Origin of the sequence: Paracoccus sp. NFXS7, assembly GCF_040148865.1 — a bacterium.
Taxonomy (GTDB): Bacteria; Pseudomonadota; Alphaproteobacteria; order Rhodobacterales; family Rhodobacteraceae; genus Paracoccus; species Paracoccus marcusii.
The window spans coordinates 155202-180226 of record NZ_JAKEKV010000002.1 but is presented as its reverse complement, the minus strand read 5'-3'; the positions used below and the strand labels follow the sequence as shown (position 1 = coordinate 180226).

Sequence of the window (25025 nt, the reverse complement as noted above, 5' to 3'; positions counted from 1 at the left end):
TCCCGGTCCGGCCACGGACACTTCGGAAAGCCGCCGGTCCTGCCGCCCCCCTCCTCCCTGCGGCCAGGTCCGGCGGTCTTTTCGTCTCAGCCGATCAGGCCCGCCACGTGGCGCAGGGCCGCGGCATAGCCGTTCAGCCCCAGCCCCGCGATCACCCCGTCGGCGCGCTTTGACACGAACGAATGGTGGCGGAACGCCTCTCGCTTGTGGACCTGGCTGATATGGACCTCGATCACCGGGCCGTCGAAGGCGTTCAGCGCATCCAGCACCGCGACCGAGGTATGGGTCAGTGCCGCCGGGTTGATGACGATGGCCGCGGCTTCCAGCCGGGCTTCGTGGATCCAGTCGACGATCTGGCCTTCCCAGTTCGACTGCAGGAAGCGGATGTCATGCGGGGCGGCGGCCTTGCGGCACAGCGCCTCGAGATCGGCCAGCGTCTCGTGGCCATAGACCTCGGGCTGGCGCTGGCCCAGCAGGTTCAGGTTCGGACCGTTCAGGACATGGATCAGCGGCATCGGGGTCTCCTTGCTGGGGCTTGCTAGCGCGGGCGGGTGTCAGCCCGCAAGCGCGGTGACGGGGGCGGCGCGATGGGCGGAGTCGATCATGCGCAGCGCCGGAGGATCGTCCGACAGGATCGCCACCGCGCCGGGGGCGGGGGGGCCGGACCACAGCACCGCCCCGTCGTGACCGATCAGCGCCAGCCGGTCGCCCTGCATCCGCAGCACGCCAGGCCCCGGCGCTTGCCACAGGACCGCGCCGCCCCGCATCAGCAGCGGCCCGGCATCGGGGTCGTTCTCCAGCCGCACGGGGCCGCAGGTCAGCACCTGTCCGGGCCACAGCGGGCCGTCCATCCGGTCGGTGGGCGCACATTCCCCGGTCAGCCCGCGCGCCAGCAGGGCGGCCAGCGTGGCGCGGTCCCACCCGTGATGGGGCGCCGCTGCGGTCAGGACCACCATCTTGGCCAGCGCCGCGACGGGCGTCATGTCGCCCCCCGCGACGGCGCCTGTCGCCGCGATCCAGGCCCCGGCGGCATAATCGAACGCGCCAACCTGCCCGCCGATCACGCGGCTGGCGATCAGCACGGGCACGTCCGCATCCGCCAGCACCTGGGCCATCGCGCCATCTCCTGCGGGGACATTGCCGGGGCCGAACCCCTCCAGCAGCAGGCCGGTCGCGTCCTGGTCCAGCGCCGCGCGCACCTGCTGCGCCAGCATCGGGGCGGCGGCGCGGTGATCGGCGGGCACGGCCGTGATCTGCACCACGCGCTGATCGTCGATGCAGGCCTGCACCGCGTCCAGCTGGGCCATCGCCCGCGCATGGGCCGCGGGCGCGTCCAGCGCAAGGTCGGGCGCGGCGGGGCCGGGCAGGGGCGCGACCGTGCCCCGGCGGATGCCGATGCCGCGTTCCGCCAGGGGCGCCAGATGCGGGCTGTCAAAGGCCTTGAAGCGTGTCGTCGACACCTTCAGTGCGCGGCACCCGCGCAGCAGGCGTCCGTCGAAGAAGATCGCGACCTCGGGCAGGCGCAGGCGGGCGCAGGACAGTGCGCCGGTCAGGTTGGCCAGGGCATCGCTGCCCGCGTTCAGGACCAGCCCGGCGGGGGTGTCGGTGAACAGCGGCAGCTGTGCGCCCGTCAGGATCACCGGCTTGGACAGCGCCGCGCGGGCCAGCCCCAGATCGTCGAAGACGTTCAGCAGCAGGGGCAGCGCCGCGCCGGTGTAATCCATCGTGTCGGTGCCGTGCAGGATCACGAAGGCATCGTGGTCGGCATAGAGCGCCAGCACCCGCCGCGCGATCCGGCACCAGTCGGACGGGCGGAGGTCGGTGCTGTCCAGCGTTCCGGGCCCGTCATCCGAAAACCGCAGTCCCGTGTCGAAATGCAGCACGTCCCCCGGCAGGGCCGCCGCCAGCGCCGGCCCCAGAAGATCCTGCGCGGCGCGGGCAAAGCGGGCCGCCGCCATGGGGGCCAGCGGCTGGCCCGTGCTGCTGATCGTGCCGCCCGTGTTGATGATGCAGATGCGCATGAGGGTCCCCCGTTCCCGGACCGCTATAGAACGCTCAGGCGGTGCCGATCCAGCCCCGCAGAAAGCTGGCAAGGTTGTGTGTCAGATCCTCGGACAGATAGCCGCCCTCCTGGACGATGACGGTGGGCAGGCCCGCGGCGCGGATGCGGGCGGCGGCGCGGGCGAAACCCGGGGTGGTGACGCGCAGCCCGCGAAACGGGTCGTTCTCGTGCGCGTCCAGCCCCAGGGCCAGGACAAGCGCGCCCGGCGCGAAACCCGCGATGCGGTCCAGCGCGCGGTCGATGGCGTCCAGCCAGACGGCATCGTCTGATCCCAGGGGCAGCGGCAGGTTCAGGTTTGTGCCGGCCGGCCCCACTTCATGCGCATGGCCCAGATAGAAGGGATAGAACGCGTCCGGATCGACATGAACGGACACGGTCAGCACGTCGGCACGGTCAAAGAAGACCTGCTGCGTGCCGTTGCCGTGATGGACATCGATGTCCAGGATGGCGACGCGGTCATGCACCGCGCGCAGGGCCTGCGCGGCGATGGCGGAATTGTTCAGGAAACAGTGCCCCGCCGCGGTGTCTGCATCGGCATGGTGCCCCGGCGGGCGGCACAGCGCATAGGCCGCGCCCGCCCCGTCCAGCACCGCGTGGGTGGCCGCCAGCGCGGTGTCCACCCCGCGCAGCGCCGCCGCATAGGTGTGCTGCCCCAGCGGACAGCCGGTATCGGCCATGTGCCAGCCTGCCCGCCCGGTGATCCCCGACGGATAGGTCTGGTCGGCCTTCTGCGGATGCAGGTTGGCCACGACCTCGGCCCCCGCTCCGGGGGCCGTCTGCCATTCGTCCCATGCGGTTTCCAGAAAGTGCAGATAGCGCGCCGTGTGAACCGCGTGCATGGGGGTGCGGTCGGCCACCGGCGGATCGGTCGCGGTCAACCCCGCGGCGGCGATGCCCGCCAGCAGGCGGTCCGCACGTTCGGCGGTTTCCTTGTTCGCCATCGGCACCCCGCGCAGCATCCAGAACCGGGGATCGTGGGCGGCGGTGTCGGGTGCGTAAAAGCAGGGCAGGCTGTCCATGCGGCGCAGGCTAGGACGCCCGCGCCGCATCGGCAAGATCAGAAGCCGCTATGCGTCTTCAGGAACTCCGCCTCCTCGGGGGTGCTGTCGCGGCCCAGGATCGCGTTGCGATGCGGAAAGCGGCCGAAGCGTTCGACGATGTCGCGATGCTCGCGCGCGAAATGCAGCGAATGGTCGTTGCCCAGGTCTTCGTACAGCGCCACCGACCGGGTCTGGTCGGCCAGATCCTCGCTGTGCATGAACGGCAGGTAGAAGAACTGCCGCCGGTCGGGGGCCTGGCCCACGTCATGGCCCATGTCCAGCGCGGTCCGCGCGTGGCGCAGCGCCAGGTCGTTCGATTCGAAGCTGCGCGGCCCGCCGCGATAGATGTTGCGCGGGAACTGGTCCAGCACGATCACCAGAGCCAGCGCGCTGTCGGGCGCGTCCATCCAGTCGTCCAGCCGCCCCGCATGCGCGGCCTCGTAGGTGTCGCTGAAACGGGCGGCGATGTCGCGGTCGATGTCGTCCGACTTGGCGAACCAATAGGGGCGCATCTGGTCCGAAAACCAGAACTCCAGCACCTCGTGGGGGGTCTTGGGCATGTGTCTCTCCGTCACGGCAAGGGGATGTGTTCGTCGCGGTCGCCCGGCGGCAGGTCGAACCGTCCTTGCCCCCAACGCGCCTCGCGCCATTCCTGTTTCGCGGCCTCGATCCGTTCGCGCGACGACGCGACGAAGTTCCACCAGATGTGGCGCGGCCCGTTCAGCGTGGCACCGCCAAGCGCCATCAGCCGTGCGCCCCGGTCGCCCGCCGCCACCGTGATCGCGTCGCCGGGGCGGAACACCATCATCTGGCCGGCCTGGAATTCCTGCCCGGCGATGCTGACGCTGCCCTCGGTGATGTAGATCCCCCGATCCTCGTGATCGACGGGCAGGGGAAAGCGGGCGCGGGCGGCAAGCGTCACGTCCAGATAGAACGTGTCGGAATGCATCGTCGCGGGCGCTGTCTCGCCATAGGCGCGGCCCAGGATCAGCCGCGCCTCGATCCCCTGGTCGCGGATCTCGGGCAGGGCGTCCGCCGCGTGATGCTCGAAGCTGGGGGCGATGTCCTCATGCGTCTCCGGCAGGGCGATCCAGGTCTGGATCCCCAGCAGGCTGCTGGGCCCGGCGCGCACGGCCTCGGGGCTGCGTTCGGAATGGGTCACGCCACGGCCTGCGACCATCCAGTTCAGCGCGCCGGGCGTGATGATCTGATCCGCGCCGGTGCTGTCCCGATGCTGAAAGCTGCCGCGATACAGATAGGTGACCGTGCCCAGCCCGATATGGGGGTGCGGGCGCACGTCGATGCCCTGGTCGGTCAGGAATTCCGCCGGGCCCATCTGGTCGAAGAAGATGAACGGCCCCACCATCTGGCGTTTGGGGGCGGGCAGGGCGCGGCGCACCTCGAACCCGCCCAGGTCGCGGGCGCGGGGGATGATCAGTGTCTCGATGGCATCGGCGCCGACGGCGTCGGGGCATCCGGGGGTCAGGGCGGGGTTCCAGCTCATGGCGTTCTCTCCTGTGCTGTTCCCAAGGGTGGGGGTTTGCGGGCCATCGGGCAAGCGTGCAGGCGTTCGGTTCGTGCGAACGCCGGGTTGCGCACGACCCCCGTGGCGCCGAACGACCGCCACGGGCATGTTGGATCCTGAAAGGAGGTCGCCATGACGGGACTTCATCACGTGACGGCCATCACGCGCGACGTGCAGGCCAATGTCGATTTCTGGATGGGCTTTCTGGGCCTGTCGCTGGTCAAGCAGACCGCGGGGTTCGAGGATGCCGAACAGCTGCATCTGTTCTATGGCGATGCCACGGGCGAGCCCGGGTCGCTGGTCAGCTTCCTGGTCTGGCAGGACGGCGGGCCCGGTCGCGTGGGACACGGACAGGTGGCCGAGATCGCCTTGGCCATCCCCCGCGCGCGGATCGGCGACTGGCTGACCCGCGCCATGCAGCGCGGCTTGCGCGTCGAGGGGCCGGTCCGCGAATTCGGTGCGCCGGTCCTGCGCCTGCGCGACCCGGACGGGATCATCGTCAAGCTGGTGGGCGGGGACATCCCCGATACCGGCTGGCCCGCGGCCCCCGCCCGCCTGCAGGGCGTGACCCTGTGGTCGCAGGACGCCCCGGCCACGGCGGCGTTCCTGGCGCGCTTCGGCTATGCCCCCCAGGGCATCGAAGGCGGCGTGACGCGCCTGGCATCAAGCCGCGACGCGATCGACATCCGCGACACGGCAGGGTTCGTGCCGGGCATTCCGGGAACCGGTGTGATCGACCATGTCGCCCTGCGCGTGCCCGATGTCGCGGCGATCGACGCGCACCGGGCCGCCCTGAGGGATGTGACGGTCCATGATCGGCTGTACTTCACCTCTCTCTATGTCCGCGATCCTGCGGGCATCCTGATCGAACTGGCGACCGACGGTCCAGGCATGGCCGTGGACGAGGACGACCTTGGCCGGACCCTGAAGGTCCCGCCGCACATGACCGACGACACCGACCTGCGGCTGCGCCTGCCGCAATTCGCCCGCCCGGGCGAGGAAAGGACCCCCATGCGCGATCTGCCCTTCATCCACCGGATCCACACCCCCGACGATGCAGACGGGTCGGTGATCCTGCTGCTGCACGGCACCGGCGGATCGGAATCCGACCTGATGCCGCTGGCGCATCGCATCGCGCCGCGCGCCACCCTGCTGGGCCTGCGCGGCCGGTCGACCGAGGAGGGCGTCGCCCGGTTCTTCCGGCGCCTGTCGATGGCCAGCTTTGACCAGGACGACATCCGGTCCGAAGCCGCGGCCTTTGCCGGCTTCTGGGAGGGTGCGATGGCGGCCTATGGCCTCGACCCCGCGCGGCTGATGGTGCTGGGCTATTCGAACGGCGCAAACTTTGCGGGGGCGGTGATGGCGCTGCATCCGGGGCTGATCGCGCGGGCGATCCTGATCCGGCCGATGCTGGTGCTGGACCCGGTGCCACGGGCCGACCTGTCGGGGGTCCGGGTTCTGACGCTGCAGGGGGCGCGCGACCCCTATGGGCATTACGCCCCGGCGCTGAACGACTGGCTGGCCGCAAGCGGGGCCGATCTGGACGCCCGCACGATCGCGGCGGGACACGAGATCGCCCCCGAGGACCTGGCCGCGGCCAGCGCCTGGATGGCCAGCCCCGGGGCATGAAAAAGCCCCGCCTCCGGTCTTGGCCGGAGGCGGGGCGCACTGGTCAGACTGTGTACGGCGCTATAACTCAGACAAATTCGAACCGGTTCCCGAACGGGTCCGCCACGGCCGCCGATTTCTCCGGAAATCCGGTCAAGGCGACGTGATCCAGCCCGGTCCGGCCGTTGGGGCGGGGACCGGCCCCCCGGCTGTTCCAGACATTCGCGGCCAGATGGTGGTGATAGCCGTTCCAGCCGTACCAGCCCCCGCCCGGCGCATCATGGGTGCGCGTCAGGCCAAGCGTGCCCTGCATGAAGTCATCGGCCGCGTCCATCGCCCCGACCTGCAGGTGGACATGGCCGATTTGGGTCCCGGCGGGCGCGCCCTGCCAGGGCCCGTCCGCGGCGGCCGCAAGATCGTTCAGGTCCAGCCGTTCGGTGACCATCCGCACGCGGTCGCCGTCGCGGGTCCAGTCCGAGGCAGGCCGGTCGCGATAAATCTCGATGCCGTTGCCTTCGGGGTCGTCCAGATACAGCGCCTCGCTGACATCGTGATCCGATGCGCCGGTCAGCCGCACGCCCGTATCGGCGGCATGGCGCAGCCAGCGGCCCAGGGCCGCGCGGTCGGGCAGCAGGAAGGCGGTGTGGAACAGGCCCGCGTCACGCGGATCGCGCGGGATGGCGGCGGGATCGCCCGACAGGCGGATCAGCACCTGCCCGCCCGCGCCCAGATCGCGCTGTGCCCCGTCCCCGCCCATCGGCTCCAGCCCAAGCGCGGTCTGATAGAACCGCGCCATGCCGGGCAGGTCGCGCACGGTCAGCGCGACATGGGCGATGCCGGTCATGACCGGCCGCTGCCGATCGAGCCGGCAAAGCCCGCCACAAATTCGGCCAGCCTTTCGCGGGTCTTGTCGTCCGTCAGGTTGCCCTGGTCGTCGAACAGATCGCCCGCGCGCGACACCATCAGCCGTCCTTCCCACCACGGGCGGGTGGCCAGCATCCGCAGCACCGGCAGCCAGTGCGACTGCGCATGCGCGGTTCCGAAATTGCCTGGAGAGGCGCCGATGACGGCCACGGGCTTGCCCTTGAAGACGGCCATGCCCTGGCCGCGCGACATCCAGTCGATGACGTTCTTCAGCACGCCCGGCACGCCGTTGTTGTATTCAGGGCTGACCAGCAGCAGCCCGTCCGCGGCCGCCAGCTGGTCGGTCAGGGTCGTGACCGCGGCGGGAATGCCCGACGCGGCCTCCAGGTCGCCGTCATAGAGCGGCACCTGCGCGATGTCGCCGATGGTGATCGTCACACCCTCGGGGGCGGCCTCGGCCGCCGCCCGAAGCAGGCCGGAATTCAGCGATGCCCGACGCAGGCTGCCGGAAAGTCCCAGGATCGTGGTCATCGCGTCTCTCCTTGCGTTCAGGCCAGGGGTTTCAGCCCGGCCTCGATCTGCTGGCGCTTGCCCTCCAGGAAGGGGGGCAGGGACAGGCCCTCGCCCATCGTCTCGAAGGGTTCGTCCACGTCGAAGCCCGGCCCGTCGGTCGCCAGTTCGAACAGATTGCCGCCGGGCTCGCGGAAATACAACGACCGGAAATAGAACCGCTCGACCTCGCCGCTGCTGGGTACGCGGAACCGGGCCACGCGGTCGGTCCAGGCGGTCAGGGCGGCGGTATCGGGCACGCGGAAGGCCACGTGATGCACCCCGCCCGCGCCCTGGCGCGCCTGCGGTAGGCCGGGCTGGACCGCGACATGCAGTTCGGCCGCGGCACCACCCTCGCCCATCTCGAAGACATGGACCTGGCCCTGGCCATCGGGGCTGGCATAGTCGCGCACCAGGCGCATGTTCATGACCTGGGTCAGCACGGCCTGGGTCGGGGCCAGTTCGGGAACCGAGATGGTGATCGGCCCCAGCCCGCGAATCTGGTGTTCGGCGGGCACGTCGCTGCGATCCCAGGGCTGGCCCGCCGGGGTGGGGGCGGCGATCAGGCGCAGGCGCTGACCCTCGGGGTCCTCGACATCCAGGGTCGGGCGGCCGTCCAGCGTGGTGATCTTGCCGGCCAAGCCCGACAGGCGGTCGGCCCAGTAATCCAGGCTGTCCGCGCCCACGCGTAGCCCCGTCCGGGTGATCGCATTCGTGCCGCGACGTTCGGGCGCGGCGGGCCAGTCGAAGAAGGTGATGTCGGTGCCGGGGCTGCCCGCCCCGTCCGCGAAGAACAGATGATAGGCCGAGGTGTCGTCCTGGTTCACGGTCTTCTTGACCCGGCGCAGGCCAAGGGTCTGGGTATAGAACTGGTTGTTGCCCCGCGCATTGGCGGTGATCGCCGTCAGGTGATGGATTCCGGTCAGCTGCATGGCAGGCTCCTTTCCTTGCTTGAAGGGAATATGGCGCAGGCGGGGCGTTCGCGGCACCCACGCGCGCGGCAACGCCGCGTTCGGTTCTTGCGAACGACCGGCGGCGTGCTAGGGTGCGCCATGACCTGGACGATCACGGATATCCGGACCTTTCTGTCGGTGCTGGATGCGGGCAGCATCTCGGGTGCCGCGGCGCGGTCGGACCTGTCGAAATCCGTGGTCAGCAAGCGGATCACCGATTTCGAGGCCGCGTTGGGCGTCGCGCTGTTCACCCGGCATGCCGGGCGCATCGCGCCCACCGACAGCGCGCTGTCCCTGGCCGAACGGTTGCGCCCGGCGCTGGCCGAACTGGTCGCCGCCACCGAAAGCGCCGCCGCGCCCGAGGCCGCGCTGCGCGGGCGGCTGGCCATCGCGGCGCCGATGAGTTTCGGCATCCGCCACCTGGGCCCGGTGATCGCGGGTTTCGCGCGCGCCCATCCGGGGCTGGAGATCGTGCTGGATTACGATGACCGGCATATGGACCTGGGGCGGGCGGGGTTCGATCTGGGGCTGCGCATCGGGCATCTGAAGGACAGCAGCCTGATGGCGCGCCGCCTGTGCGAGGATCCGCGCGCCCTGGTGGCCAGTCCCGATTACCTGGCGCAGCACGGCGCGGTCGGGGCGCCCGGCGATCTGGCGGGGCACGAGGTCATCGGATACCTGAACGCGCGGCTGGCCGAGATCTGGCCCTTTGGCGCCCAGGTCGCGCCGCCCCGGCAAAGCCGGGTGTCGGCCAACAACGGCGAGGCGATGCGCGATCTGGCCATCGGCGGGTTGGGCCTAGCGCTGCTTCCGCTGTTTATCGTTCATGACGCGCTGCGCGACGGGCGGCTGGTGCAGGTGCTGCCGGACCTGGCGCAGGACCCGCTGCCGATCAGCGTGGTCTGGCCGCCGATCCGGCCGCTGCCCCGCAAGACACGCGCCTTTGTCGATCACATCGCGGCGGCCTTTGCCGAGGACCCGCCATGGCAGCGCGGCCTGGTGCGTCCCGCGACGGCCGGGGGGCCAGCCCCCCGGACCCCCCGCCCCCCCAAGCCCCTGGAAGGTGTGCCATGAAGCTGGTAGATCCCGATGCGCCGTTCTTTCGCCCGCTGTGGGTGCGGGTGATCTGCGTGATGCTGCCACTGATCTGGGCGGGGGTGGAGCTGTGGTCGGGCAGTCCTGCCTGGGCCATGCTGTTCGGGGCCGCGGGGATCTATCTGGGGCTGGCCCTGTTCGTGTGGCGGCGGCCGGAGCCCTGAGGCCCCAGCCACCCGTATCTTAGGCGGTCAGCGCCGGCACACCCGTCAGCCAGGCGAAGCCGTTCGCCGGCAGGTGCAGCGTGCCGCCCTCCAGCGTGGCGTTGACCGGGCCGCTGAGGTCGGTATCGCCCGCGACCGCCACCGACAGGGGCGTGCGCGACAGGTTGAACACCGCCGTCAGCGCCTGCCCGTCATGGTCGCGGCGGAAGGCCAGGATCGGTTCGGGCATGTCCAGGAAGGCGGTCTTGCCGAAGCGCAGCGCATCGGACGCCTTGCGGAAGGCGATCGTGCCGCGATAGGCGGCCAGCACGCTGTCGTTGCTGTTCTGCTGATGCGCCACGGCGCGGACCGCCTGGTCGTCCTTGACCGGCAGCCAAGGCGCCGCGTCCGAGAACCCCGCATGCGGTTCGCCCTGATCCCAGACCATCGGCGTGCGGCAGCCGTCGCGGCCCTTGACCTCGGGCCAGAAGCGCAGGGCAGGTGGGTCGGTCAGTTCCTCATAGACCAGGGTCGTCTCGGTCTGGCCCAGCTCCTCTCCCTGATAGAGGCAGATCGTGCCGGGGAAGGACAGCAGCATCGCCGCCGCCTGCCGTGCCAGCGCCTCGGGGGATTGCGCATGGTCGGCCCAACGGGACACGTGCCGGATCACGTCGTGGTTCGAGAAGGACCAGCAGGAATGGCTGTCCGGGGCATGATCGTGCACGCCCTCGATCGTGTGCCGGAAATGGCGCGCGGTGAAGTCGGGGCTGAGCATCTCGAAGCTGTAGCACATGTGCAGGCGGTCATCGCCCTGGGTATAGTCGCCCATGATGTCGATGGCGGTCTGGCCGCCGTCGCCGACCTCTCCGACCATCATGCGAGCGTCGTATTCGTCGGTCAGCGCGCGCATGCGTTCCAAGAAGGCGATGTTCTCGGGCTGGTTCTTGGAATGGACGTGGCGCTGAAAGCCGTAGGTCTCGGGGCCCTTGTGGTCGGGATTGGGCGGGTTGTCGCGCAGCTTGGCGTCGTGGAAGTAGTAGTTGACCGTGTCCAGCCGGAACCCGTCGACGCCGCGATCCAGCCAGAAACGCATCGTGTCCAGCAGGGCGTCCTGGACCGCGGGGTTCCACATGTTCAGGTCGGGCTGCTCGATCAGGAAGTTGTGCAGGTAGTACTGGCGCCGGCGCGGCTCCCATTCCCAGGCCGGGCCGCCGAAGACGGAGGGCCAGTTCGTGGGCGGCGTGCCGTCGGGCTTGGGGTCGGCCCAGACATACCAGTCGGCCTTGGGGTTGGTGCGGTCGCGGCGGCTCTCCTCGAACCAGGGATGCTTGTCGCTGGAATGGCTGATGACCTGGTCGATGATGACCTTCAGGCCCAGCGCGTGCGCGCGGGCGACCATGGCGTCGAAATCGGCCATGCTGCCGAACAGCGGGTCGACGCCGGTATAGTCGGACACGTCATAGCCCATGTCCTTCTGCGGCGAGGTGAAGTAGGGCGACAGCCAGATCGCATCCACACCAAGGCCCGCCACATGGTCCAGCCGGCGCGTGATGCCCGGCAGGTCGCCGATGCCGTCGCCGTCACTGTCCTGAAAACTGCGGGGATAGATCTGATAGATCACCGCGTCGCGCCACCATTCCGCCATCATCGATACCTTTCCAGAAAATCCTGTCGTCGCGGATGACTATAGCGGGATCAAAAAGGAGGTGTTAGCGTTAACCAGACGATTGCCCGAATCTGTGATCGGGCTAAGGTGGGCCGCATGGACAAAAGCAAGAATCCTCCGCATGTTAGCCCCGAAGATCAGGCCCTGCTGGCCCAGGGGCGATGTTCGCAACCGTTTTCAATTCTGGGACCGCGCCCGTTCGGCGACGGTCAGTGGCTGACCGTCTATCACCCTGACCTGGCCGCACTGTCGGCCGTGGGGCCCGATGGAGAGACGGATCTGCCGCGCGTGGCGGGCGATCTGTTCGCCGGCCCGATCCCGGCCGGTCCCTATCGGCTGAAGGCCCGGTCGGGCGGCGGCGTCGAATGGACCTTTGACGACCCCTATCGGTTCGCGCCCGTGCTGGGCGAGATGGACCTGCACCTGCTGGCCGAAGGCACGCACAAGCGGCTGTGGCAGGTGCTGGGCGCGCATGTGACCACCCATCAGGGCGTCGCAGGGACCCGCTTTGCGGTCTGGGCGCCCAATGCGCGGCGGGTGTCGGTCGTGGGCCAGTTCAACGGGTGGGACGGCCGACGTCATCCGATGCGCCGCGTGGGCCAGGGGTTCTGGGAGATCTTCCTGCCCGGCCTGGGCGAGGGCACCCTCTACAAGTACGAGGTTCTGGACGCCCATGGCGGGGTCATGCTGAAGGCCGACCCGGTGGGTTTCGGCAGCCAGCATCCGCCCGAGAAGGCCAGCGTGGTGCGCGACATCACCGGCTATGGCTGGAAGGACGCCGAATGGATGGCGCGGCGCGCGCGGGCGCAGGATCGCCGCGCCCCCATCAGCATCTATGAGGTCCATCCGGGCAGCTGGCGGCGCAAGTACGACGATGGCGGGCGGCCGCTCTCCTATCAGGAGATGGCGCGGGATCTGGTCGCCTATGCCAAGGACATGGGCTTCACCCATCTGGAGCTGATGCCGGTCAGCGAATTTCCGTTTGACGGGTCATGGGGCTATCAGCCGGTGGGCCTTTATGCGCCGACGATCCGGTTCGGCCCGCCGCATGAGTTCCGCGACCTGGTCGATGCGGCGCACCAGGCGGGGCTGGGGGTGCTGCTGGACTGGGTGCCGGGGCATTTCCCGACCGACGCGCATGGCCTAGCCCGCTTCGACGGGACCGAGCTTTACGAACATGCCGACCCGCGCGAGGGGTTTCATCAGGACTGGAACACCCTGATCTATAACTATGGCCGGATCGAGGTGCAGAATTTCCTGACCGCGAACGCCGTCTATTGGCTGGACGAATACCATATCGACGGGCTGCGCGTGGATGCGGTGGCGTCGATGCTGTACCGCGACTATTCCCGCAAGGCTGGCGAATGGGTGCCCAACAAGGATGGCGGGCGCGAGAACTACGAGGCGATCGCGTTCCTGCAGCAGATGAACATCGAGGCCTATGGCGAACAGCCAGGCATCATGACCGTGGCCGAGGAGAGCACCTCGTTTCCCAAGGTCTCGGCCCCTGTCCATGCTGGGGGCCTGGGGTTCGGGTTCAAGTGGAACATGGGGTGGATGAACGACACCCTCCGCTACATGAGCCGCGATCCGGTGCATCGCCGCTATCACCACGACCTGATGAGTTTCGGGCTGATGTATGCGTTCACCGAGAACTTCATCCTGCCGATCAGCCATGACGAGGTCGTTCACGGCAAGGGCAGCCTGCTGCACAAGATGCCCGGCGACGAATGGCAGCAGTTCGCGAACCTGCGCGCCTATTACGGCTTCATGTGGGGGCATCCGGGGAAAAAGCTGCTGTTCATGGGCTGCGAGTTCGGCCAGCCCGAGGAGTGGAACCATAACGGAGAGCTGAACTGGCACGCCGCCGGCCAGCCGATGCACCAGGGCGTGCAGGCGCTGGTGCGCGACCTGAACGGCCTTTACCGCGACACCCCCGCCCTGCACGTCAAGGATGCCGAGCCCGAGGGGTTCCAGTGGATCGCGACCGATCCCGCGCAGTCGACCTATTCCTGGATCCGGCGTGGCGATGCGGGCGATCCGCCGGTGGTGGTGGTCTGCAACTTCACCCCCGTGCCGCGCCCCGGTTTCCGCATCGGCGTGCCGCAGGCGGGGCGCTGGCGCGAGGCGGTGAACACCGATGCCACCGCCTATGGCGGCAGCGGCATGGGCAATCTGGGCGGCGTCGTGGCGGACGGGGAACCGCAGGACGGTCAGCCGGCTTCGATGGCTGTGACCCTGCCGCCCCTGTCCGTGGTGATCTTCGTGGCGGCAGGCTGAAATCATGAGGGAGGAGAGGACCATGGTGGAAACGCAACGGCTGACGCGCCGGGCGATGGCATTCGTGCTGGCGGGGGGCCGGGGCAGTCGCCTGAAGGAGCTGACCGACCGGCGCGTCAAGCCCGCCGTCTATTTCGGCGGCAAGACCCGCATCATCGACTTTGCCCTGTCGAACGCGATGAATTCCGGCATCCGCAAGATCGCCATCGCCACGCAGTACAAGGCCCACAGCCTGATCCGGCATTGCCAGCGCGGCTGGAACTTCTTCCGGGCCGAACGCAACGAGTTCCTGGACATCCTGCCCGCCAGCCAGCGCACGTCCGAGGACCATTGGTACCGCGGCACGGCCGATGCGGTCACCCAGAACATCGACATCGTGGACGATTACGACGTCGACTACATCGTCATCCTTGCGGGCGACCACATCTACAAGATGGACTACGAGATCATGCTGCGCGAGCATGTCGAAAGCGGCGCGGACGTCACCGTGGGCTGCCTGACCGTGCCCCGGATGGAGGCCACGGCCTTTGGCGTGATGGACGTGGACGCCACGGGCCGGATCGTGTCCTTCCTGGAGAAGCCCGCCGATCCGCCCGCCATGCCGGGCGAGCCGGACAAGGCGCTGGCGTCGATGGGCATCTATGTCTTCAACTGGGCCTTCCTGCGCGACCTGCTGCTGCGCGATGCGCAGGACCCCAATTCCAGCCATGATTTCGGCACCGACCTGATCCCCGACATCGTCAAGAACGGCAAGGCGATGGCGCATCGGTTCGACACGTCCTGCGTGCGCGAGGCGCATGCGCCGGCCTATTGGAAGGACGTGGGCACGGTCGACGCCTTCTGGCAGGCCAACATCGCGCTGACCGACTTTACCCCGGACCTGAACCTGTGGGACCGCGACTGGCCGATCTGGACCTATTCCGAAAGCGTGCCGCCCGCCAAGTTCATCCATGACGAAACGGACCGCCGCGGCCTTGCCGTGTCATCGATGGTGTCCGGGGGATGCATCATCTCGGGGACCGAGGTGCGCAATTCGCTGCTGTTCACCGAGGTGCACACGAACAGCTATGCGGTCCTGGATCACGCGGTGGTGCTGCCCTACGTGACGGTGAACCGCCATGCCCGGCTGCGCAACGTCGTCATCGACAGCCGCGTGGTCATCCCCGAGGGCCTGATCGTCGGAGAGGACCCCGAGGCCGATGCCCGCTGGTTCCGCGTCAGCGAGGGCGGCGTGACCCTGATCACCCAGGACATGCTGGACCGAAGGGCGGCATCCCTGTGATGCGGGTGCTGTCGGTCGCCTCCGAGATCGCCCCTCTGGTCAAGACCGGGGGGCTTGCCGACGTCACGGGCGCGCTGCCCGCCGCCCTGGCGGGCGTGGGCGTCCACATGCGCAGCCTGGTCCCCGGCTATCCCGCGGTGATGGCCGCACTGCAGGAAGCCGAGGCCGTTCATGCCTTCGACGACCTGTTCGGCGGGCCCGCGGTCCTGCTGCAGGGGCGGGGCGCGGGGCTGGACCTGCTGGTGATCGACGCACCCCATCTGTATGGCCGCCCCGGCAACCCCTATCTGGGCCCCGACGGGCGCGACTGGCCGGACAACCCGGAACGCTTTGCCGCGCTGTCCTGGGTGGGCGCGCATGTCGCGGCCCATGGCGCGACCGGATGGCGCCCCCAGGTGCTGCACGGTCACGACTGGCAGGCGGGCTTCATGACCGAATACCTGCCGCGCATGGGCGGGGTCGATGTGCGGACGGTGCTGACCATCCACAACATCGCCTTCACCGGGTCGACCGATCCGGGGCGGCTGCATTCGCTGCGCCTGGACCCCGCGCGGTTCTACAGCGAGGGATACGAGTTCTGGGGCGGCATCTCGGCGCTGAAGGCCGGGCTGATGGGCGCGGACGCGCTGACCACCGTGTCGCCCAGCTATGCTGACGAATTGATGACGCCCGAATTCGGCATGGGCCTGGACGGGGTCATGCGCCACCGGCAGGCCGCCCTGACCGGCATCCTGAACGGCATCGACGAACAGGCCTGGGACCCGGCGACCGACCCGGCCATCGTTCCTTTCGCCGACCCGGCGGGCAAGGCCGCCGCCAAGGCCGCGTTGCAGGCGGAGCTGGGCCTGCCGCAGGCGGAGGGGCCGCTTTGCGTGATCGTGTCGCGGATGACCCATCAGAAAGGACTGGACCTGGTGCTGGAGACGCTGCCCGCGCTGATGGCGGCGGGCGGTCAGCTGGCGGTCCTGGGGTCGGGCGATCCGGGCCTGGAACAGGCGTTCCGGCAGGCGGCGGCGAACCCCAACGTGGCCGTGCGCATCGGCTATGACGAGGCGTTCTCTCATCGGCTGATCGCCGGGGGGGACGCGATCCTGGTGCCGTCGCGGTTCGAACCCTGCGGGCTGACGCAGATGTACGGACTGCGCTATGGCACCATCCCGGTCGTCGCGCTGACCGGCGGGCTGGCCGACACGGTCATCAACGCCTCGCCCGCGGGGCTGGCGCGCGGCGTGGCCACGGGCATCCAGTTCGCGCCCGTCACGGCGGTGGCGCTGCGCGGGGCGCTGATGCGGCTGGCGACCCTTTACGCGGACCGGGACACCTGGTTCCGGATGCAGGCCAACGCCATGGCCCATCCCGTCGGGTGGGGGCAGTCGGCCCGTGCCTATGCCGATCTCTATGCAAGGCTGACCCATCCGTCATGACCCAGACCATCGCGATGACCGCAGGGCGCCCCACGCCCCTGGGTGCGACCTTCGACGGCGCGGGGGTGAACTTTGCGGTGTTCTCTCAGCATGCCGAACGCGCCGTGCTGTGCCTGTTCGACGAACGCAACCGAGAGACGCGGGTCGATCTGCCCGAACGCGAGGGCCATGTCTGGCACGGCCATGTCGAGGGGCTGCGCCCCGGCCAGAAATACGGCTTTCGGATGCACGGCCCCTATCGCCCCCACGAAGGGCATCGCTTCAACGCGCGCAAGCTGTTGATCGATCCCTATGCCAAGCGGCTGACAGGACGGCCCGCCGCGCATGACGCGTTGATGGGATACCGGGTCGGGCATCACGATGCCGACCTGTCCTTCGACCGCCGCGACAGCGCGCAGCACATGCCGAAGTCGGTGGTCGTGGACCCCAGCTTCGCTTGGGGCGACGACCGTGCCCTGCACCGGCCCCTGTCGGAGACGGTAATCTATGAGGCGCATGTCAAAGGACTGACCGCGGGGCGCACCGATATCGGGCATCGCGGCAGCTATCTGGCGATGGCGTCCGAGCCCGTCCTGGATCACCTGACGCGGCTTGGCGTCACCGCGATCGAGCTGCTGCCCGTCCATGCCTTTGCCGACGACCGCTTTCTGACCGACAGGAAGCTGACGAATTTCTGGGGCTACATGTCCTATGGGTTCTTCGCGCCGGAACCGCGGTACATGCAGACGGGCGACATCGCCGAATTCCAGCAGATGGTCGCACGGTTCCACAAGGCCGGGATCGAGGTGATCCTGGACGTCGTCTACAACCACACTGCCGAAGGGAACGAACTGGGCCCGACCCTGTCGTTCCGCGGGCTGGACAACGCGTCCTATTACCGTCTGGCCGAGGATCGGCGGTTCTATGTCAACGATGCGGGCACCGGCAACGTGCTGAACCTGGACAGCCCCTTCACGCTGCGGCTGGTCATGGATTCGCTGCGATACTGGGTCGAGGTGATGCATGTGGACGGGTTCCGCTTTGACCTGGCATCCGTGCTGGGGCGCACGCGCGGCGTGTTCGACCGCGACGCGCCGCTGTTCCGCGCCATCCGCCAGGACCCGGTCCTGAACCGCGTCAAGCTGATCGCGGAACCTTGGGACATCGGGCCGGGCGGATACCAGCTGGGCGCCTATCCGGCGCCCTTCGCGGAATGGAACGACCGCTATCGCGACCAGATCCGCGGGTTCTGGCGGGGCGATCCGGGCCTGATCGGCAAGCTGGCCAAGCGGGTCGCGGGATCGGCCGCGCGGTTCGACCATGACGGCCGTCCCGCGACCAGTTCGGTGAATTTCGTGGCCGCCCATGACGGCTTCACGCTGATGGACACGGTCAGCTTCAACGACAAGCACAACGAGGCCAACGGCGAGGAGAACCGCGACGGCCACAACCACAACCTGTCCGACAACATGGGCGCCGAAGGCCCGACCGACGATCCCGCGATCACCGCCGCGCGCGACCGCCGCCGCCGCAACCTGATCGCCACGCTGATGCTGTCCCAAGGCACGCCCATGCTGCTGGCCGGCGACGAGCTGGGAAACAGCCAGGGCGGCAACAACAACGCCTATGCCCAGGACAACCCGACGGGCTGGGTCGACTGGGACGGCGCGGACCCGGCCTTCCTTTACTTCGTGCGCCGCGTCATCGCGTTCCGGCGCGCGCATCCGATCCTGCGGCAAAAGCGTTTCCTGCACAGCCAGCCGCGCGAACAGGACGGGCTGCCCGACCTGTTCTGGCGCCGGGCCGATGGCGCGCCGATGACGCCCGACGACTGGAACGACCCCGACCGCCGCCTGCTGGCGGCCGAGATGCGCATGGCATCCGGCACGCCCGCCTATGCGGCCCTGCCGGGAGCGGTCTTCCTGGTCTTCAACAACGGCCCCGAGGCGCAGGTCCGCCTGCCCGACGCGCCCGACGGCCGCTGGCGCCGCCGCCTGGACAGCGCGCGGGACGACGACCCGGACCTGCCTGCCCAGGACCTTGAACCCATCGCCGCCGACAGCGTCGCGGCCTTCGTGCTGACCACCCCGAGCGTATCATGACCCAAGCCCCCTCGATCTTCGACATGCGCCTCGCGCGCAGCGCGCCCGACCTGTGGCCCATGCTGGAACGCCTGTACGGCGACCGCCCCGATTACGACGCCTTCTGCGCCGAGCTGGAGGCCGCGCTGCGCGAGGGCTGGGCCGCGCGTCCCGCCGACCTGAAGCGCCTGGACCTGATGCGCGACCTGGAGCCCGACTGGTTCCAGCGGTCTGGCATGGCGGGCTATGTCTTCTACATCGACCGCTTTGCGGGGACGCTGTCCGGGGTGCATGGCCGGCTGGATTACCTGCGCGATCTGGGCATCAGCTATGTCCACCTGATGCCCTGCCTGATGCCGCGGCCGGGCGACAGCGACGGCGGCTATTCGGTGATGGACTATCGCCAGATCAACCCGGCCTTCGGGCGCATGGCCGACCTGACGCGGCTGGCGGGCAGTCTCCGCGAACGGGGCATGTCGCTGTGTGTCGATCTGGTGCTGAACCACACCGCGCAGGAACACGAATGGGCGCGGCGCGCGGCGGCGGGCGATCCGGAATACCAGGACATGTACCTGATGTTCGACGACGACACGCTGCCCCGCGCCTATGAAGCGTCGCTGATCGAGATCTTTCCCGAAACCGCGCCAGGCAGCTTCACCCATCACCCGGAATTCGGCAAATGGGTCTGGACCACGTTCAACGCCCATCAATGGGACCTGAACTGGGCCAATCCGCGGGTGTTCCTGGAGATCGTGCGGATCATGCTGAACCTGGCCAACAAGGGCATCGATGTGCTGCGCCTGGACGCGGTGGCCTTCATGTGGAAGCGCATGGGCACCACCTGCCAGTCCCAGCCTGAAGTCCATCTGATCCTGCGCGCTTTGCGCGCCTGCACCCGGATCGCGGCCAGCGCGGTGATCCACCTGGAGGAGGCCATCGTCGGCCCGGCCGAGATGCTGACCTATTTCGGGCGCGGCGAGCATGACGGGCGCGAGGGGAACCTCTGCTATCACAACAGCCTGATGGTCCAGTACTGGTCAGCCTTGGCCACGCGCGACACGCGGCTGATGACACATGTGCTGCGCACGCATTTCCCGCGCGTGCTGACGAACGCGACCTATGCAACGTACATCCGCTGTCACGACGACATCGGATGGGCGATCACGGATGAGGATGCCGGGGCCCTGGGCCTGTCGGGGGCGGCGCATCGCGCCTTCCTGTCAGATTTCTATGACGGCAGCTATCCGGGCAGCTTCGCCCGCGGCGTGCTGTTCCAGGAGAACCCCGAGACGGGCGACAAGCGCATCGCCGGCAGCTTTGCCGCACTGGCGGGGCTGGAGGCCGGTCTGGCCGCGGGTGATCCGCTGGCGGTCGACCGGGCCGTGGACCGCATCCTGCTGGGCCATGCGCTGATCGCGTCCTTCGGCGGCATCCCCCTGATCTACATGGGGGACGAACTGGCGATGGTGAACGATCACGGCTATCTGGACGTGCCCGAGCATGCCCATGACAGCCGCTGGATCAACCGCCCCGCCATGGACTGGGACCGCGCCGCCCGCGCAAGCGCCGACCCCGCCACGCCCGAGGGCCGCGTCCTGCACGGCACCCGCGCCATCCTCGCCGCGCGCCGGTCCTGCGACCGCCTGCATGGCGGGCATCCGACCGAAATTCTGGACTGCGGCAACGCCGCGCTGCTGGCATTCGCACGCCGCGCGCCCCAGGGCGGCATTCTGTGTCTTTTCAACTTCACGGAAAGCTGGCAACAGGTCAGCGGCGACTGGTTGCGCTTTCAAGGCGTGACGGACATGCGCGACATTCTGTCGGACGCGACGGTGACGCTGCATGACGACATGCTGGCATTGCCACCCTATGGCCGCGTCTGGTTGTCCTGATTTTTCCCTGCGCAAGAGGCGGAATGTGACCCAATCCCTGTCGGCACAGGATCTGCGCGATCAGATCCTGCATCACCTGACCCACACCCAGGGCCGCGGCCCGGAATTCGCAACCGTTTTCGATTGGCGCCTTGCCGTCAGCTATACGGTGCGCGACCTGATGGTCGGCCCCTGGGTCGGCGCCATCCGTGCCGCCCGCGATCAGGGCGCCAAGCGGGTCTATTACCTGTCGATGGAGTTCCTGATCGGCCGCATCCTGGGCGATGCGATCATCAACCTGAACCTGGAGCCCGCCATGGGCGAGGCGCTGACCCTGCTGGGTCTGGACGAGCAGGTGATCCTGGACGACGAGCCCGACGCGGCCCTGGGCAACGGCGGGTTGGGGCGTCTGGCGGCGTGTTTCATGGAATCGCTGTCGTCGCTGTCCTGCCCGGCCTTCGGCTATGGCATCCGCTATGAGCACGGCCTGTTCCGCCAGCGATTCGAGGGCGGCCAGCAGGTCGAGACCCCCGAGGATTGGCTGAACCAGCCGCATCCGTGGGAATTCGTGCGCATCAACTACAGCTACGAGATCGGGTTCAAGGGTCATGTCGACACGGTCGACGGCCATGCCGTCTGGCATCCGGGCGAAAGCGTCGTGGCGCGTGCCTATGACACGCCGGTCATCGGCTGGGGCGGGGACTGGGCCAACACGCTGCGGCTGTGGGGGGCGCATCCGACGACGCTGCTGGACCTCAAGCGCTTCAACGCGGGCGATCACACGGCCGCGGCCGAACCCGAGGCGCTGGCCCGCACGCTGTCGCGCGTTCTTTATCCCGACGACACCACGGAATCGGGCAAGGAATTGCGCCTGAAGCAGGAATATTTCCTGACCTCGGCCGCGTTGCAGGACATCCTGGCGCGGTTCCTGGCCGAACATGGCGACCTTGAGATCCTGCCAGACAAGGTCGCGATCCAGCTGAACGACACCCACCCCGCCATCGCGGGGCCCGAGCTGATCCGCCTGCTGATGGACGTGCATGGCCTGGCCTTCGACCGCGCGCAGGACCTGGCGCGGCGGACGCTGAACTATACCAACCACACCCTGCTGCCCGAGGCGCTGGAGCGGTGGTCCACCTGGCTGATGGGCCGCGTGCTGCCTCGGCACATGCAGATCATCCAGATGATCGACGAGGATCACCGCAAGACCACCAACCGCCCCGCCCATATCGGCATCGTGCATGGCGACCAGGTCCACATGGGAGAGCTGGCCTTCATCATGGCGGGCCGCGTGAACGGCGTGTCCGCGCTGCACACCGATCTGGTCAAGGACACGGTCTTTGCCGACCTGCACAAGCTGCATCCCGACCGGATCGTGAACCAGACCAACGGCGTGACGCCGCGCCGTTGGCTGCGCATGTCGAACCCGGCGCTGACGCGGCTTCTGGACGACACCATCGGCACCGGCTGGACCAAGGACCTGGACCAGCTGGCGGGACTTGAGACCCATGCCGGCGACGCGACCTTCCTGGAGCATCTGCGGGGCGCCAAGCGCGCCAACAAGGTCGCCCTGTCCGACGGGTTGCTGGCAGGGCTGGGCGTCAAGGCCGACCCGGACGCGATCTTCGACGTCCAGATCAAGCGCATCCATGAATACAAGCGCCAGCTGCTGAACGTGCTGGAGGCGATCGCCCTGTGGAAGCGCATCCATGACAGCCCGAACGGCGACTGGACGCCCCGCGTGAAGATCTTCGGCGGAAAGGCGGCGCCGGGATACTGGCTGGCGAAGTCGGTGATCCACCTGATCAACGACGTGGCCGCCAAGATCAACAACGACCCGGTCACGGCAAAATACCTGCAGATCGCCTATCCGCCGAACTACAATGTCTCGATGGCCGAGGACCTGATCCCCGCCGCCGATCTGTCCGAACAGATCAGCACAGCGGGCAAGGAGGCGTCCGGCACCGGCAACATGAAGTTCACCATGAACGGCGCGCTGACCATCGGCACGCTGGACGGCGCCAACGTCGAGATCCGCGAGCATGTGGGCCCCGAGAACTTCTTCCTGTTCGGCCTGACCGCCGAGGAGGCCGCGGCGGAAAAGGCCCGCCCCGGCCATGCCCGCGCCGCGATCGAAGCGTCCGAGGACATGAAGATCGCCCTGCAGCTGATCGCCGAAGGTCAGTTCGGCCGGGCCGACAGCTATTACACGCTGCTGGACCGGACTTGGAACGACGACCCGTTCCTGGTGGCGTCCGATTTCGACAGCTATTTCGCGACGCAGCGGGCGGTGGACCGGGCCTATGCCGACCATGCGGCCTGGGACCGGATGGCGGCCCTGAACATCGCGCGGTCTGGGTTCTTCTCGTCCGACCGAACGATCCGGGGATACATGCGCGACATCTGGCACGCGGTGCCGGTCGTGCCCGCATGATGCGAAAGGCCCCCGTCACCGGGGGCCTTTTTTCCTGTCAGGCGCGGAAGCGCTGTGCCGATGGCAGGTACTGCATCAGCAGCCAATATGTGACCCCCGCCGGGATCAGGCTGGCATACCAGCTGATGCCCGAAAAGATCAGCGCGACGATCACGCCCACCACGGTCGCGATGACCGCCGCCGGGTTCCAGCCGCGATAGGGGCCGTCGGCATCGTAATGGTGGTCAAGGTTCAGGGTCTGGCGGCGGATCACGTAATAGTCGACCACCAGGATCGCGAAGATCGGCCCCAGGAAGGCGCTGTAGGTCTGGATGAACAGGCCCAGCCCCGCCGCGGATTCGTCGCGCACCAGCAGCCAGGGGAAGGTCGCGAAGGCCAGAAGGCCCACGATGACGGCGGCCGATTTGAACGACAGCTTGAACACGTCCATCATCGCATAGGCGGGCGGCACCACGTTGTTCAGGATGTTGGTCGTCACCTGCGCGAAGGCGATGAACAGCAGCGTCACCACCAGCAGGATCGGGTTGTCCACCGCGCTGGAGAAGACCTTGATCGGGTCGACCTCTCCGGTGGCCGAGGACACCATCAGGCCGATCATTCCCATGAACAGCGTCGCGGGCAGGATCGAGTTGGCATAGATCACCACCTGCCGCACTGATCCCACGCGGTGCTGCAATTCGCGCGAATAGTCCGACACGTTCAGCATCATCGTGGAATAGACGCCCAGGAACAGCATCGTGGCCCCCCAGAACGGCGCGCCCCAGGTGCCTTCGGCCTGGATCAGGTTGGTGCTGATCTGGTCGCCATACTGCCCGATCACGCTGAAGAACATGTAGATCAGCGCGCCGATGATGAACACGGCGCCGATGTTCTCCAGCCACTTGATGCCGTGGAAACCCAGCACAGACAGGGCGATCTGCAGGAACTGGAAGCCTATGAAGAACACCCAGATGTTGGAGTAGCCGAACATCGTCTCGGAGACCAGGTTCAGGGCGCCGGCGCCGATCCAGCTTTGAAAGCCGTACCAGACGATCGCCGGGACCGATCGCACCAGCGCGGGCAGCCGCGTCCCGGCAAAGCCGAAGGACGACCGGGCCTGCACCATGAAGGGGATACCGTACTTGTGGCCCGCGCGCCCGTTGATCATCAGCGCAAGGCCGATGACCGTGCAGCCGATGGCGATGGCCACGACGGTCTGGATCAGGTTCAGCGTGCCCACCAGCCCCGATCCGACGGTGAAGGTGCCGATGCTGACGCAGCCGCCCAGCCAGGCGAACAGGTAGGACCAGGGGTCCATGATGCGGGTGGTCTGCGGGGCAAGGCTCTCCTCGCCCGGTCTCTTGTCGTCCAGGGCATGTGGGGCGTGATCGGCGATCGTTCCGGTATGGGTCATGGGGATACTCCCTGTATGGAGATGGCGGATTTCTTATTTTTGGATCGGGTGCGCATAGGCCCCGATCTTGGAGGTCAGCAGCCCGGCGGCGACCAGCGCCTCGGCGAACTTGGTGGCGACGGTCACGCCGTCGATGACGGGAATCCCCGTCTCGTGGCTCAGCCATTCGGTCAGGTCGGACATGCCGGCGCATCCCAGAACGACGGCTTCGCAGCGGTCCTCCTCGATGGCGCGCAGGATTTCGGCACGAACCAGCTGCCGTGCATTCGATCCGGGCTCTTCCAGGGCCAGCACCGGAATTTCCGCCGACCGGACGCGACGGCACTGGTGGTCAAGGCCGTACTTGCGCACCAATTCCTCGATCACCGGGACGGAGCGGGGCAGGGTGGTGACGATGGAGAACGACGTGGCGATCATGCTGGCGGCCTTGATGCCCGCCTCGCAGATGCCCAGCACGGGGCCGGTCGCGACCTCGCGGCAGGCACCGATGGCGGGATCGTCGAAACAGGCGACCACGATGGCGTCGGCACCCTCGGCCTGGGCCTGCTGCACCTCGCGCAGCAGGTGGGCGGCGGACATCACCTCGTCGAAATGGCCCTCGATGCTGGCGGGGGCGCCATGGGCGGTGCGGCCCTCGACATCGGTGCCGGGGGCGGCCACCGCGCGGGCCGATGCCAGGATCTTGTCGGTCATCGATGCGGTGGAGTTGGGGTTGATCACGACCAGCTTCATTGGCGTCTCCGTGTTCCTGAGTCGCCCTATTGTTATCACGAATT

Annotated in this window: 20 protein-coding genes; 9 read left to right on the top strand and 11 right to left on the bottom strand. The window is 68.2% G+C overall.

Annotated elements, in window-relative coordinates:
- Positions 1 to 86: 86 nt before the first annotated feature.
- Genes aroQ through LZ686_RS05540 form a run of 5 tightly spaced genes read right to left on the bottom strand, consistent with a single transcriptional unit; the run spans position 87 to position 4606 of the window.
- Entirely contained in the window at positions 87 to 515 is a 429-nt protein-coding gene (gene aroQ, locus LZ686_RS05560; protein ID WP_042250123.1) for a type II 3-dehydroquinate dehydratase, read from the bottom strand.
- A gap of 39 nt (positions 516 to 554) precedes the next feature.
- The gene (locus tag LZ686_RS05555; protein WP_349547209.1) at positions 555 to 2021 is read right to left on the bottom strand and encodes an asparaginase domain-containing protein; all 1467 of its coding nucleotides are present in this window, start codon (positions 2019 to 2021) and stop codon (positions 555 to 557) included.
- A 34-nt stretch (positions 2022 to 2055) separates the two neighbouring features.
- Positions 2056 to 3111 (bottom strand): histone deacetylase family protein, encoded by a 1056-nt coding sequence (locus LZ686_RS05550; RefSeq protein WP_349547348.1) that lies wholly within the window; start codon positions 3109 to 3111, stop codon positions 2056 to 2058.
- Positions 3112 to 3119: 8 nt separating this feature from the next.
- On the bottom strand, positions 3120 to 3662 hold the full coding sequence (locus LZ686_RS05545; protein WP_127897650.1) for a DUF924 family protein: 543 nt from the start codon (positions 3660 to 3662) through the stop codon (positions 3120 to 3122).
- An 11-nt stretch (positions 3663 to 3673) separates the two neighbouring features.
- Complete coding sequence (locus LZ686_RS05540; protein WP_349547208.1) at positions 3674 to 4606, bottom strand: pirin family protein; 933 nt, start codon at positions 4604 to 4606, stop codon at positions 3674 to 3676.
- Positions 4607 to 4759: 153 nt separating this feature from the next.
- On the opposite strand from LZ686_RS05540, the gene LZ686_RS05535 reads away from it, so the two are divergent.
- Complete coding sequence (locus tag LZ686_RS05535; protein WP_349547207.1) at positions 4760 to 6256, top strand: VOC family protein; 1497 nt, start codon at positions 4760 to 4762, stop codon at positions 6254 to 6256.
- Between the two features lie 67 nt (positions 6257 to 6323).
- Here the strand turns inward: LZ686_RS05535 and LZ686_RS05530 are convergent, their stop codons facing one another.
- From LZ686_RS05530 to LZ686_RS05520, 3 genes are read right to left on the bottom strand one after another with little or no spacing between them, the layout of a single operon-like run.
- Positions 6324 to 7079: a VOC family protein gene (locus LZ686_RS05530; protein WP_349547206.1), complete on the bottom strand. Its 756-nt coding sequence runs from the start codon at positions 7077 to 7079 to the stop codon at positions 6324 to 6326.
- Complete coding sequence (locus LZ686_RS05525) at positions 7076 to 7630, bottom strand: NADPH-dependent FMN reductase (RefSeq protein ID WP_349547205.1); 555 nt, start codon at positions 7628 to 7630, stop codon at positions 7076 to 7078. The genes LZ686_RS05530 and LZ686_RS05525 overlap by 4 nt, the downstream gene beginning before the upstream one ends.
- A 17-nt stretch (positions 7631 to 7647) precedes the next feature.
- Positions 7648 to 8580: a ring-cleaving dioxygenase gene (locus tag LZ686_RS05520; protein ID WP_295167589.1), complete on the bottom strand. Its 933-nt coding sequence runs from the start codon at positions 8578 to 8580 to the stop codon at positions 7648 to 7650.
- 120 nt (positions 8581 to 8700) lie between these two features.
- Between LZ686_RS05520 and LZ686_RS05515 the strand changes: the two genes are divergently transcribed.
- Positions 8701 to 9675, top strand: a complete 975-nt coding sequence (locus LZ686_RS05515) for a LysR family transcriptional regulator (RefSeq protein ID WP_127897656.1) — start codon at positions 8701 to 8703, stop codon at positions 9673 to 9675.
- A complete protein-coding gene (locus LZ686_RS05510) occupies positions 9672 to 9860 on the top strand; it encodes a hypothetical protein (protein WP_045981566.1) in 189 nt (62 codons plus the stop codon). Before LZ686_RS05515 ends, LZ686_RS05510 begins: the two co-directional genes overlap by 4 nt.
- Before the next feature lie 19 nt (positions 9861 to 9879).
- Here LZ686_RS05510 and LZ686_RS05505 read toward each other — a convergent pair whose 3' ends face one another.
- On the bottom strand, positions 9880 to 11484 hold the full coding sequence (locus LZ686_RS05505; RefSeq protein ID WP_349547347.1) for an alpha-glucosidase: 1605 nt from the start codon (positions 11482 to 11484) through the stop codon (positions 9880 to 9882).
- 117 nt (positions 11485 to 11601) lie between these two features.
- Between LZ686_RS05505 and glgB the strand changes: the two genes are divergently transcribed.
- From glgB to LZ686_RS05475, 6 genes are read left to right on the top strand one after another with little or no spacing between them, the layout of a single operon-like run.
- Positions 11602 to 13785 (top strand): 1,4-alpha-glucan branching protein GlgB, encoded by a 2184-nt coding sequence (gene glgB, locus LZ686_RS05500; protein WP_349547204.1) that lies wholly within the window; start codon positions 11602 to 11604, stop codon positions 13783 to 13785.
- 22 nt (positions 13786 to 13807) lie between these two features.
- Complete coding sequence (gene glgC, locus LZ686_RS05495; RefSeq protein ID WP_148911153.1) at positions 13808 to 15067, top strand: glucose-1-phosphate adenylyltransferase; 1260 nt, start codon at positions 13808 to 13810, stop codon at positions 15065 to 15067.
- A complete protein-coding gene (gene glgA / locus LZ686_RS05490; RefSeq protein WP_502921987.1) occupies positions 15067 to 16491 on the top strand; it encodes a glycogen synthase GlgA in 1425 nt (474 codons plus the stop codon). Before glgC ends, glgA begins: the two co-directional genes overlap by 1 nt.
- Positions 16488 to 18572, top strand: a complete 2085-nt coding sequence (glgX, locus tag LZ686_RS05485; protein WP_349547202.1) for a glycogen debranching protein GlgX — start codon at positions 16488 to 16490, stop codon at positions 18570 to 18572. The genes glgA and glgX overlap by 4 nt, the downstream gene beginning before the upstream one ends.
- Positions 18569 to 20443, top strand: coding sequence for an amylosucrase (locus tag LZ686_RS05480; protein WP_349547201.1), 1875 nt, complete (start codon positions 18569 to 18571; stop codon positions 20441 to 20443). The genes glgX and LZ686_RS05480 overlap by 4 nt, the downstream gene beginning before the upstream one ends.
- Entirely contained in the window at positions 20421 to 22856 is a 2436-nt protein-coding gene (locus LZ686_RS05475) for a glycogen/starch/alpha-glucan phosphorylase (RefSeq protein WP_148911157.1), read from the top strand. Before LZ686_RS05480 ends, LZ686_RS05475 begins: the two co-directional genes overlap by 23 nt.
- Before the next feature lie 37 nt (positions 22857 to 22893).
- Here the strand turns inward: LZ686_RS05475 and LZ686_RS05470 are convergent, their stop codons facing one another.
- Both LZ686_RS05470 and LZ686_RS05465 read right to left on the bottom strand, forming a co-directional pair.
- Positions 22894 to 24249: an NCS1 family transporter gene (locus LZ686_RS05470; protein ID WP_045981559.1), complete on the bottom strand. Its 1356-nt coding sequence runs from the start codon at positions 24247 to 24249 to the stop codon at positions 22894 to 22896.
- A 33-nt stretch (positions 24250 to 24282) separates the two neighbouring features.
- The gene (locus LZ686_RS05465) at positions 24283 to 24981 is read right to left on the bottom strand and encodes an aspartate/glutamate racemase family protein (protein ID WP_349547200.1); all 699 of its coding nucleotides are present in this window, start codon (positions 24979 to 24981) and stop codon (positions 24283 to 24285) included.
- Positions 24982 to 25025 lie beyond the last annotated feature (44 nt).

Coding starts and splice junctions, on each gene's coding strand:
- LZ686_RS05515 (WP_127897656.1), top strand. CDS start 8,701: ATGACCTGGACGATCACGGATATCCGGACCTTTCTGTCGGTGCTGGAT.
- LZ686_RS05525 (WP_349547205.1), bottom strand. CDS start 7,630: ATGACCACGATCCTGGGACTTTCCGGCAGCCTGCGTCGGGCATCGCTG.
- LZ686_RS05510 (WP_045981566.1), top strand. CDS start 9,672: ATGAAGCTGGTAGATCCCGATGCGCCGTTCTTTCGCCCGCTGTGGGTG.
- LZ686_RS05470 (WP_045981559.1), bottom strand. CDS start 24,249: ATGACCCATACCGGAACGATCGCCGATCACGCCCCACATGCCCTGGAC.
- LZ686_RS05550 (WP_349547348.1), bottom strand. CDS start 3,111: ATGCGGCGCGGGCGTCCTAGCCTGCGCCGCATGGACAGCCTGCCCTGC.
- LZ686_RS05535 (WP_349547207.1), top strand. CDS start 4,760: ATGACGGGACTTCATCACGTGACGGCCATCACGCGCGACGTGCAGGCC.
- aroQ (WP_042250123.1), bottom strand. CDS start 515: ATGCCGCTGATCCATGTCCTGAACGGTCCGAACCTGAACCTGCTGGGC.
- LZ686_RS05545 (WP_127897650.1), bottom strand. CDS start 3,662: ATGCCCAAGACCCCCCACGAGGTGCTGGAGTTCTGGTTTTCGGACCAG.
- glgC (WP_148911153.1), top strand. CDS start 13,808: ATGGTGGAAACGCAACGGCTGACGCGCCGGGCGATGGCATTCGTGCTG.
- LZ686_RS05465 (WP_349547200.1), bottom strand. CDS start 24,981: ATGAAGCTGGTCGTGATCAACCCCAACTCCACCGCATCGATGACCGAC.
- LZ686_RS05540 (WP_349547208.1), bottom strand. CDS start 4,606: ATGAGCTGGAACCCCGCCCTGACCCCCGGATGCCCCGACGCCGTCGGC.
- LZ686_RS05520 (WP_295167589.1), bottom strand. CDS start 8,580: ATGCAGCTGACCGGAATCCATCACCTGACGGCGATCACCGCCAATGCG.
- LZ686_RS05475 (WP_148911157.1), top strand. CDS start 20,421: ATGGCCGCGTCTGGTTGTCCTGATTTTTCCCTGCGCAAGAGGCGGAAT.
- LZ686_RS05480 (WP_349547201.1), top strand. CDS start 18,569: ATGACCCAAGCCCCCTCGATCTTCGACATGCGCCTCGCGCGCAGCGCG.
- glgB (WP_349547204.1), top strand. CDS start 11,602: ATGGACAAAAGCAAGAATCCTCCGCATGTTAGCCCCGAAGATCAGGCC.
- LZ686_RS05530 (WP_349547206.1), bottom strand. CDS start 7,079: ATGACCGGCATCGCCCATGTCGCGCTGACCGTGCGCGACCTGCCCGGC.
- LZ686_RS05505 (WP_349547347.1), bottom strand. CDS start 11,484: ATGGCGGAATGGTGGCGCGACGCGGTGATCTATCAGATCTATCCCCGC.
- LZ686_RS05555 (WP_349547209.1), bottom strand. CDS start 2,021: ATGCGCATCTGCATCATCAACACGGGCGGCACGATCAGCAGCACGGGC.
- glgX (WP_349547202.1), top strand. CDS start 16,488: ATGACCCAGACCATCGCGATGACCGCAGGGCGCCCCACGCCCCTGGGT.
- glgA (WP_502921987.1), top strand. CDS start 15,067: ATGCGGGTGCTGTCGGTCGCCTCCGAGATCGCCCCTCTGGTCAAGACC.